Annotated in this window: 7 protein-coding genes; 2 read left to right on the plus strand and 5 right to left on the minus strand. The window is 58.6% G+C overall.

Translation table 11 applies throughout. The features are described 5' to 3' along the window. On the plus strand, positions 1-323 hold a 323-nt coding region (locus HLUSI_RS34145; RefSeq protein WP_040503484.1), incomplete at its 5' end, for a hypothetical protein. A gap of 614 nt (positions 324-937) precedes the next feature. Here the strand turns inward: HLUSI_RS34145 and HLUSI_RS0113585 are convergent. From HLUSI_RS0113585 to HLUSI_RS0113600, 4 genes are all read right to left on the minus strand, one after another. Continuing rightward, positions 938-4,102 (minus strand): error-prone DNA polymerase, encoded by a 3,165-nt coding sequence (locus HLUSI_RS0113585; protein ID WP_029363496.1) that lies wholly within the window; start codon positions 4,100-4,102, stop codon positions 938-940. 10 nt (positions 4,103-4,112) lie between these two features. After that, complete coding sequence (locus HLUSI_RS0113590) at positions 4,113-5,435, minus strand: Y-family DNA polymerase (protein ID WP_029363497.1); 1,323 nt, start codon at positions 5,433-5,435, stop codon at positions 4,113-4,115. Positions 5,436-5,497: 62 nt separating this feature from the next. Next, on the minus strand, positions 5,498-6,190 hold the full coding sequence (gene imuA / locus HLUSI_RS0113595) for a translesion DNA synthesis-associated protein ImuA (protein ID WP_029363498.1): 693 nt from the start codon (positions 6,188-6,190) through the stop codon (positions 5,498-5,500). Positions 6,191-6,353: 163 nt separating this feature from the next. Further along, positions 6,354-7,364 carry an MBL fold metallo-hydrolase gene (locus HLUSI_RS0113600; protein WP_016834495.1) on the minus strand — a complete coding sequence of 337 codons (1,011 nt, stop codon included), beginning with the start codon at positions 7,362-7,364 and terminating at the stop codon, positions 6,354-6,356. Positions 7,365-7,543: 179 nt separating this feature from the next. On the opposite strand from HLUSI_RS0113600, the gene HLUSI_RS0113605 reads away from it, so the two are divergent. After that, on the plus strand, positions 7,544-8,425 hold the full coding sequence (locus tag HLUSI_RS0113605) for a LysR family transcriptional regulator (protein WP_016834496.1): 882 nt from the start codon (positions 7,544-7,546) through the stop codon (positions 8,423-8,425). A gap of 132 nt (positions 8,426-8,557) precedes the next feature. Here the strand turns inward: HLUSI_RS0113605 and HLUSI_RS28620 are convergent. Continuing rightward, positions 8,558-9,651: methyl-accepting chemotaxis protein (locus HLUSI_RS28620; RefSeq protein ID WP_157137856.1), on the minus strand; the 1,094-nt coding region annotated here is incomplete at its 5' end.

Raw genomic sequence — 9,651 nt, forward strand, 5'->3', positions numbered from 1 at the left:
TGTGGGTCAATGTGGGTCAATTTTCGATGCAAAACAACAGCCGCGACGTCAATGTCCTATCCGCACTGGATATCTCAGTTGCTGTTGGATTGGCTGTTATCCTCGTTTTTTCGATGGGAGCACTACTTGTAAATAACTTTATTTATGCTGGTCAAAAGAAAGATTGGCGAGATTTTTGGTCGAAAGACATGCTTGAATATCTTTATCATCCGACTGTTACAGAGACATGGAGAATCGCACGCGGAAGGATGATATTGTTTCTCGCCACTTTTTTCATCACGTGGATAATCGGTATATTTTGTGTATTTTTGCGAACTCATTAGCGGAAGTCCGCAATCGGCCAACACCAGCCAGTCATAGCGGAAAGAACAGAAAATATATGACTGAACCTTGCCTAGACTATGTTTATTGTTGAAGATGAAATCCACTCAGAGTGGTGCGGAGAATTCACCACTCGTAAAGCGGCCATAGCAGCTCTCTTAGCACTTAGTAAGCTGCCGTGGAATAGCCCACCTAATGCCTGTCCATGTATGAGCTGGCAAACTTGCGGTCGTGACTATGCGCTCGTTGAATTCGATACCGCGCTCAATCCTTGGGAAGAGCTATCGAGGACACTGATTTTCTCAATTTCATCTAAAGGCATATCCTGGCACTCAACGTTGCCGAATATATAGTTCCATTGGAAGGGCGGCTGAGAACAGCCTCTACCCCGGAACAGCCTTGGCGAGTGAGTCAGCTAGTGGCCGACGACCGCAACCGGCCAGAAGCAGTCGTTGAACAATTAAAAGGCCAGCAAAAATATGCCATTGCTGACTATCGGCAATCGCACACTTTCGATAATCGACGAGGAGTAGCTGAGATACGACTTGATGTTATTCGATACCCCTGGCTGCCGAAATCATGCATTCGATAATCCATAGCGTGCAGGTAAAATCTTTCAACAAAAATCACGGCTGCTCACGTTGATCTCGCCCAGTAAATACGACAAGTCGACCAGCCGTTTCGCCACGAGATGCTTTACGCCGGAATGACTCTGCCAGATGCCGTAGACACCCAGTAACGAAGCATTGAGGACTTCATTTCGCTGCTTTTCCACCAATGTTGGCCAGATGATGACATTGGTTGATCCAGTTTCGTCTTCGATGGTGATGAAGAGCACGCCCTTAGCGGTACCGGGACGCTGGCGCACGGTGACGATGCCGCAGCCACGCGCGAACTGGCCATCCTGAAATGTCGCCATGAGATCATGGGGCAGAAATTTGCGTCTGGTCAGTATCGGTCGCAGCAACGCTACCGGATGGCGTTTCAATGTCAAGCCGGCACTGCGGTAGTCGGCGACTATGTCTTCGGCTTCGGAGGGTGCCTGCAATGTCAGTGATTCTTCGCGTAAAGGTGCAGCACGCAGCAAGTCCTTGGCAGGCACCGCATCGAGCGCTTGCCACAATGCTTCGCGTCGATGGCCGCTCAGCGCGACCAGAGCATTCCCCGCAGCGAGTGCTTGCAGGTCGCGCTTATCGAGGCCCGCGCGACGGGCAAGCTCCTGGATGTCGCTAAATACTTGTGTCCGGCGCGCCTGTTCGATGCGCAATGCGGCTTCTTCCTTCATGCCGCCGAGCAAGGACAAGCCCAATCGCACGGCAGGCCGTGCCGCACGGAGGTCTTCCAGCGTGCTTTCCCAATTACTGTGCATGACATCGGCCGGCAACACGCGTACACTATGGCGCCGCGCATCCTGAATCAATTGCGACGGCGAGTAGAACCCCATAGGCTGGCTGTTCAGCAAGGAACACAGGAAGGCTTCCGGTTCATGACATTTGATCCAACTGCTGGCGTAGGCAAGTAGCGCAAAGCTGGCGGCATGGCTTTCGGGGAAGCCGTATTCGCCAAAGCCCTCGATCTGCTTGAAGATGCTCTCGGCGAATTCGCGCGAATAGCCATTGTCGGTCATGCCCAGCACCAGCCGTTCATAGTGCGGCCCCATGCCGCCCTTGCGTTTCCAGGCCGCCATGGAACGGCGCAGGTCATCGGCCTCGCTGGGCGAATAGCCGGCGGCCTCGATGGCCACATCCATCACCTGTTCCTGGAAGATGGGGATGCCCAGGGTGCGCTCCAGGGCCTGGCGCAAGATTTCCTTGGGATAGGTCTCGGGTTCGCGACCTTCACGCCGCCGCAAAAAAGGATGCACCATGCCGCCCTGGATCGGACCGGGTCGCACGATCGCCACCTGCACCACGAGATCGTAAAAACGGCGAGGTTTCAGTCGCGGCAACATGCTCATCTGCGCCCGGCTTTCGATCTGGAACACGCCGATGGTGTCGGCCTTGCAGATCATGTCGTAGGTGACGGGATCTTCGCGCGGGATGTCCTGCATGGTAAACGGGACGCCGCGTCGTTTGCCGACCAGTTCCAGTGCCCGTCGCAAGGCCGACAGCATCCCCAGCGCCAGCACGTCGACCTTGAGCAAGCCGAGCGATTCAAGATCGTCCTTATCCCACTGAATCACCGAGCGGTCCGGCATGGCGGCGTTTTCGATCGGCACCAGCCGCGACAACTTGTCGCGCGCAATCACGAAGCCGCCGCTGTGCTGCGACAGATGACGCGGGAAGTTGAGCAATTGCTGCGCCAGGATGGCCCACTGGTGAGCGATGGGCGAGGCCGGGTCGAGACCGCATTCGGCAAAGCGTTCCAGCATGTTGTAACGATTGTCGAACCATTGGTGCGACTTGGCGACCTTGTCGACGATGGAGGCGTCCACGCCCAGCGCCTTGCCGACATCGCGCAGTACGCCGCGTGGCCGGTAAGTATGGACTGCCGCTGCAATGGCGGCGCGCATGCGGCCGTATTTGCGGTAGATGTACTGAATCACTTCTTCGCGCCGCTGATGCTCGAAATCGACATCGATATCGGGTGGCTCTCCGCGTTCCTTGCTGATGAAGCGCTCGAACAGCATGACCGAACAGGTCGGGTCGACTTCGGTTACGCCCAGGCAGTAGCAGACGACCGAATTGGCCGCGGAGCCGCGGCCCTGACGCAAGATCCCCTGATCGCGCGCGAAGCGGACGATGTCGTAGACCGTGAGGAAATAAGGCTCATAGGCCATGTCGTTGATCATCGTCAGTTCGTGCTCGATCTGATCGATGACCTTTTGCGGAATACCGCCGGGATAGCGTAGATACGCACCGAGATAGACCTCCTGGCGCAAATAGGCGGCAGGAGTCTGTCCGTCGGGGACCAGCTCTTCGGGATATTCGTAGCGCAAATCGCTCAGCTTGAAGGTGCATAGCGCCGCAATGTGCAAGGTTTCCTGCAATGCCGCCGCCGGGAAAATATTTGCCAGACGCAAGCGCGAGCGCAGGTGCTGTTCGGCGTTCGGCGCCAGATCGTAGCCGCAGTCGCCGACCGCTTTGCCGAGACGGATGGCAGTCAATGTGTCTTGCAGCGGTTTGCGCGAACGGACATGCATGTTGACTTGGCCGAGGGCGGCTATGCACAGCCCGTGACGGTCGGCCGTAGCCTGGAGGACGCCGCGATGTCGGGCGTCCAAAGGACGATAGAGCTGTGTCAGCCCCAGCCATGCCCGTTGGGGAAACGTCTGTTTGAGCCAGCGAGTTTGCTGTTCCAGTATCTCGGCGTCGGCCGGATAATGCGGCGCCAGGATCAGCAGGCAATCAGGCAGTCCGCGCAAATGGGCGTGCGAAGCCTGCGGCGCAGAAAAGTCATCGATGCCGAGTCGATAGTCCCCCTTGTCAGCGCGGGTGCGCCCCAGAGTGATCAATTCGGACAGATTCCCGTAGCCTTCGCGGTTTTGCGCCAGCGCGATCAGCGTCATGGGCGGTTGCTCCGGCGACCAGTCGATACGGAAATGTGCGCCAATGATCAGCTTGATTTCGCGGTCTTTAGTTTGTGTGTATGCGCGCACGACGCCGGCCAACGAGCATTCATCGGTCACGGCGAGCGCGGCATAACCGAGTTGGATTGCGCGTACGGCCAGTTCTTCCGCATGCGAAGCGCCTTCCAGAAACGTGAAGTTGGAGAGGCAGAACAACTCGGCATAATCCGGAATGGCGGGTGTCGCCGGTAGGATAGAAGATGTCTCGCTCATGGCGTTCCTCTTAACCGAACAAGCCGTGCAGGTACCAATGCGGCTCCCTACCGTCGACATCGCCGATGCGTTCGCGGTAGATCCAATAATGGCAATGGTTCGCGCCTTCGGCGATGTAATAGTCGCGCGTCACCAGCAGGCCGTTCCACCAGCCCGCCTCGATGCGTTCGGGTGGCGAGACCGGGCGCAGGCGTGCGCCGTAATAAGGACGATGTGCACGTAGGGGCAGCACGACAGGTTGCTCCAGCAGCCAGGTCGGGCGCGGCGGCAAGGGACGGTGGTCCAGCGATGTGGCCGTCGCCATGACCGGCACCCAGCGATTGGCTTGTTCTGGCCGATAATCCGCCAGCGGCGAGGCTTGCAGCACCTTATCCGCACCCAGCCGAGCGACCAGCAATTCGACCAGGCGCTTGTAGTCTGCCGGCGAACCGCCCGGTTCGGGAAACAGCTTGTCGCTGGCCGGCGCCATGGGCTCGGTTTCGGCGGCTTCCAGCACGACGGCGATAATGGGCGCGCTGATTTCAAGATGCGCCAGCCGTTCTTTTAACAGGCGGATCAAGTGGCTGTCTTGCCAGGTCGATTCGGCCAGGGCGAGCTGAATTGCAGTAGGCGTGACGGCCTGGCGGCCACGTTCGTGCTCCAGTTGCACGTGCACCTGCTTGACCGCCAACTGGCGGGCGCTCAGCCATCCGCATAGCTGGGCCAGTAGCGCTTGCACGGTATGCAGCGCAGCGTCGGCATGTTCAATGCGTTCGTTTAGTTCGATACGTTGCCGGAAAGTCGGCGGCATCTCGATCCAGGCATGCAACTCCGGTGCATTACCGTAGGCGCAATCAAGCGTATCGAGCATGTGGGTGTGGCCGCGTCGTTGCAAGCCGGCGCGCGGCAAACGGCGCAGATCGGACAAGGTACGGCAGCCGATGCCTTCAAGCCAGTCGAGATAGGGCGCCACAGTGAGCAAGGCGCTGACCGGAAGCCGGTCGAGGCATTGATGCAGACGTTCTTTCTTCATTATCCTGACACCGCCATGCCGAGCCAGCAAGGCGGCACCCGCAGCAGTCGGTGCGCAACTGATGATGGCCGTCAGACCGAGCCGGTGCATGGTGCAACGCACACGCTGGCATAGCATCCGAATGCCGCCGAACAGGCGCAGACTCGCGCCGATATCGAGCAGGACCGTTGCGTCATCGCTGAAACTGGCCTGCGGCGTGTATTGCAGCAAAGCGGTCGCAGCGCCGAACAGCGTCTGCGCTTCGCGCTCAGGTGCACGGTCATGCATCGGTGCCTGCGGCAGCAAGGCCAGCACGCCGCCGCGACGCATGCCATGGCGCACTCCGGCATCCTGGGCAGACGACGAGGCCGCCGCGCGCGTGTTCCAGTACGACGGCGGCAGTGTTACCCAACCAGTTCGGATAAAACACTTCCAACGGCAGCAGGGGCAGGTGTACGGCGATCCACAGGCGCATGATGCAAAAGATTCAGAGAAGGCAAGGAAATAAATAAAGGTTCATCGCGTTGCGGCCCGCGTCGCTTGATGAAACCGATATCAATGCCCGGCGTCAATGACAGCCGCAAGGCCGCAGGCGACGCATCCTGCGCGCAACTGAGAGGCCGCAACATGACAAAGAGCGTATTGCCGCTTTGCGCCGCCAGATGCAGACGCCGCAAACTGTCTTTGCGCAGATGGCGTTGCCAAAGCAGCAGCGCGGCACAGCTACCGGATTTCAATATCTGTTCCGCAGCCCAGGCGGCATCGGCACTCGTGGCAGTGCGCACCGATAGCAACCGCGAGGCGTCCACACCATTCTGATGCCAGCCAATGATCTGGGGGGCATGCGGCGTCTGCACCAGCGCAATACGATGCGGCGCCAGCGCTTGCAGCGCCGGTCCCAGCAAACGTAACTCGCCCACACCGGGTTGTTGCAACAATAAATCGATCAATGCACCGGTCGGCCAACCGCGTCCCGGCAGCTCTTTCGACAAAGCTGCGAAGCCGGTGTCGATGCAGCGCGCACCGCCAAGCGCCAACTGAGAGGCAAGCCAGAGCCCGCTGTGTATGCTTTGCGGCGAAGGAGTGGACATGGTCATTTATACTGTACAAATATACAGTATAAATGACTTGGACGGCTAGTCAAAGATCGAAGACTGGGGAAATTTGAATATCTATGAACGGCTAGAAACCGGAATCCAGCAGCACTGAGTACATTGGTTCTAAACGGGAAAACGATTCAATATTGACCTTGAAACGTGGTTACTTGAGGCTGGTGACATTGTTATTCCCCGCCGAGTAATTGACGGGAAACCACTGGAAGCCATGTTGTTTCGCCCGCAGCCGGCCCAGCCCGGGAAAAGGAACGTGAGCGGCGGCGAACAAGATCTTGCCATCCGCGATGCTGGTGAATTCCTTAATGCGCTCCTTTTCGGCTTGTTTACTATCACTGTCGAACGCAACGGAGACCGTCGGATCCTGAAATTGAATGGCCGCGACATGGATGATGTCGCCCACCACCATCAACCGATTTCCCTGGCTCTCGATCATGTAGCCCACGTGCCCTGGTGTATGTCCGGCGCTTTGATACGCACGGATACCGGGAGTCAGTTCTTCCTCGCCGTCAAACGGACGTATCCGGCCAGCCTTGATGTAGGGGGCCATGATTGTCATGGCGCGGCGGTAGGTGCCTTTCTGGTCGCCGCGATTGCCCTCGGGCGCCTTGGCCATGCTCGCTTCGCTCAGCCAGTAGTCGAGCTCCGTGCGATTGGCGCGGATGATCGCATTGGAAAAATTCATCTTTCCATCCGTCGTCAGCCCGCCAATATGGTCGGCGTGCATGTGCGTGATGTAGATCTCGTCCACTTGAGACGGGGTGTAGCCGGAGGCGCTCATGTTTGCCGCCAGCTTGCCGAGGCGCGGGCCGAAGATATTGCCGGCGCCGGTGTCGATCAGGATGAGTTTGCCCCCCGTATTAATCAGGAAAGCGTTATAGGAGGTTTCAAGCGGGCTCTCCAAATAGTGCGCTGCCAGCACTTCGTTGGTTTTTTGGGGAGTGGTGTTGGTGAGGAACTGATCGACCGGCAATTCCAGCGTGCCGTCATTGAGCGCGGTGATCTCGAACCCGCCCAACATGAAACGGTAGAACCCCGGCGCCGACGTGCCTGCAAACGGGGCAGCCGCGTGCGCCGCACCTTGCAGTAGCAGGCACATGGCAAGCAAGATGTACAGGGCAAGCGACCGAGGCGATGCGAGTGAATGTTGGTATTTCATGAGTGTCCTTTTGTTGAATTTAGAGGCAACGCAAACCATTAAACGGTGCTTTCGCGAGTCGCCGGTTGGCGACTGAAGCCAGCCGTATGGCATGCAACGAAGGGTAGTCTCGCAGAGTTCGATATTGTTCATCAACTGAATATAATGAACACTATCCGTTCAATTTTGTTAGGGATCATATGGAGTGGAGCGATGTCAGGATCTTTCTGGCTGTAGCGCGTACAGGCACGCTCGGCGCTGCCGCGCGCTTACTGCATGTCAGCCACCCGACCATCGGGCGGCGGTTGCGTGCCCTGGAGGAAGCCACGGGCCAAGTGCTTTTCCAACGAACGGCCGATGGCTTCGTTCTGACCGAAGAAGGCATGGGGGTTCTGCCGCTGGCCGAGCAAATCGAGGAGGGAGCACTGGCGATGGAGCGGCGGCTGGCCGGGAAGCAGCGTACGCTGGACGGCATCTTGCGGATCACCTCCGCCGACTGGTTCGGCGCCTATGTACTGCCGCCGGTACTGGCTGAATATGCGGCCAGCTATCCCTTGGTCGAGATCGAGGTGCTCACCGGAACGCGTCTGTTCAACCTGGCCCAGCGCGAGGCCGACATAGCATTCCGCATCGTTCCCTTCGAGGAACAGGATATCGTGCAAAGGCGGTTGCTCCGGATGCGCTATGGAGTCTATGTGGCCACCGCCAGCCCCGACCCGGTCATAGGCGACGGCAGCGGAATCCGCCTGATCACCCCCGATACCTTCAGCGGGACTTTTCCGGATACCGCATGGCTGAAGGAGATGTTCCCGAACGCCGGGGTTGTATTGCAATCCAATAACCGGAGCATCAAAGCGCAGATGTGTGCGATGGGGATGGGCATTGCGGTGCTGCCACGCCCACTTGGCGATCAGGTCAACGGCATCCGCCTGCTGGAACTGGGGGTGGAACCGTCGCATCGCGAAATCTGGATGGGCTACCATCGCGATCTCAGGCGGCTGAACCGCCTGCGTGCCTTCGTTGATCTTGCAGTCAAGCATCTCGCCAACGCGACGTTTGATGCGTCTGCGGGACTGCCGTGAGCATCTGGGAATGGACGTTTTGCGCCCTCCTGGTTTCGCTTCATCCGGCCCCATGATGGGGCGGATCCCTCACGAGATCCGTCAACAGGCCAGGGAGCCACAGAAAATCTGACAGCGATGTGATGCCTGTCGTCAAGCAAGCGCGTCAAGAGGAATGGCATACGGCAACGTCACCGAATTACTCTTATTCTCTGGCTCTCCGCCTCCCAACCGGAACTGCGCGACAATGCTGGCCAGCCGGGAGGCTTGCTCCTGCAGTTCCTGAGCGCTGGCGGCTGCTTCCTCGACCAAGGCTGCATTCTGTTGCGTGACTTGATCCATTTGACCGACCGCCTCGTTGGTTTGACTGATCCCGCGACTTTGCTCCAGGCTGGCCGAAGTGATCTCTGCCACCACGTCACTCACCTTTTTCACGCTCTCCACCACCGTCCTGATGGTGGCTCCGGTCTTGGCCACGCTCTCCTCGCCAATGCGCACCTGTTCCACGGAATCGAAAATCAGGACTTTGATCTCCTTGGCGGCGGCAGCGGAGCGTTGCGCCAGCGAGCGAACTTCCGCAGCGACCACGGCAAAGCCGCGGCCCTGTTCCCCGGCCCGTGTCGCTTCCACCGCTGCATTGAGCGCAAGAATATTGGTCTGAAACGCAATCCCGTCGATCACGCTGATAATTTCCACGACCTTTCTGGAGGACGAATTGATTGCATTCATCGCCTGCACCACCTGCTCCACCATGTCGCCGCCGCGGCCAGCGATGTCGGATGCGGAAGCAGACAGGCGATTCGCTTGTATGGCATTGTCGGTGTTGTTTTGCACACTGGAGGTAATCTGCTCCATGGCTGCCGCAGTCTCCTCGAGGGAACTGGCCTGGGCCTCGGTCCGGGATGACAGATCGAGATTTCCGCTTGCGATGTCGCGCGAAGCCATATGAATGGTACGGCTGGAATCGCGAATCTCTAACAGGACATGTTCGATCTTGTCGACGAATCTGTTGAAGGATGACGCGATCTGGGCCACCTCATCGCGTCCCGTCACCGGAAGGCGCTGAGTGAGATCGCCGGTACCCGAGGCGATTACATCCATGGCGTCGCGCACCCGCGACAAGCGTGTGAAGGAACGCGCGGTCGCAACACTGCTGACCAGAGTAGACAAGGCTGCCAGCAACAGCGCGGCGACTGCCGACGCTCCCAGCACGCTACGCATGCCGGGGGGGGGGCCCCCCCCCCCCC

The sequence above is a fragment of the Herbaspirillum lusitanum P6-12 genome (assembly GCF_000256565.1).
Lineage (GTDB): Bacteria > Pseudomonadota > Gammaproteobacteria > Burkholderiales > Burkholderiaceae_D > Herbaspirillum > Herbaspirillum lusitanum.

Bases quoted from the DNA above. Each gene is read 5' to 3' on its own strand.
- HLUSI_RS0113585 (WP_029363496.1), bottom strand. From the start codon at position 4,102: ATGAGCGAGACATCTTCTATCCTACCGGCGACACCCGCCATTCCGGAT.
- imuA (WP_029363498.1), bottom strand. From the start codon at position 6,190: ATGACCATGTCCACTCCTTCGCCGCAAAGCATACACAGCGGGCTCTGG.
- HLUSI_RS0113600 (WP_016834495.1), bottom strand. From the start codon at position 7,364: ATGAAATACCAACATTCACTCGCATCGCCTCGGTCGCTTGCCCTGTAC.
- HLUSI_RS0113605 (WP_016834496.1), top strand. From the start codon at position 7,544: ATGGAGTGGAGCGATGTCAGGATCTTTCTGGCTGTAGCGCGTACAGGC.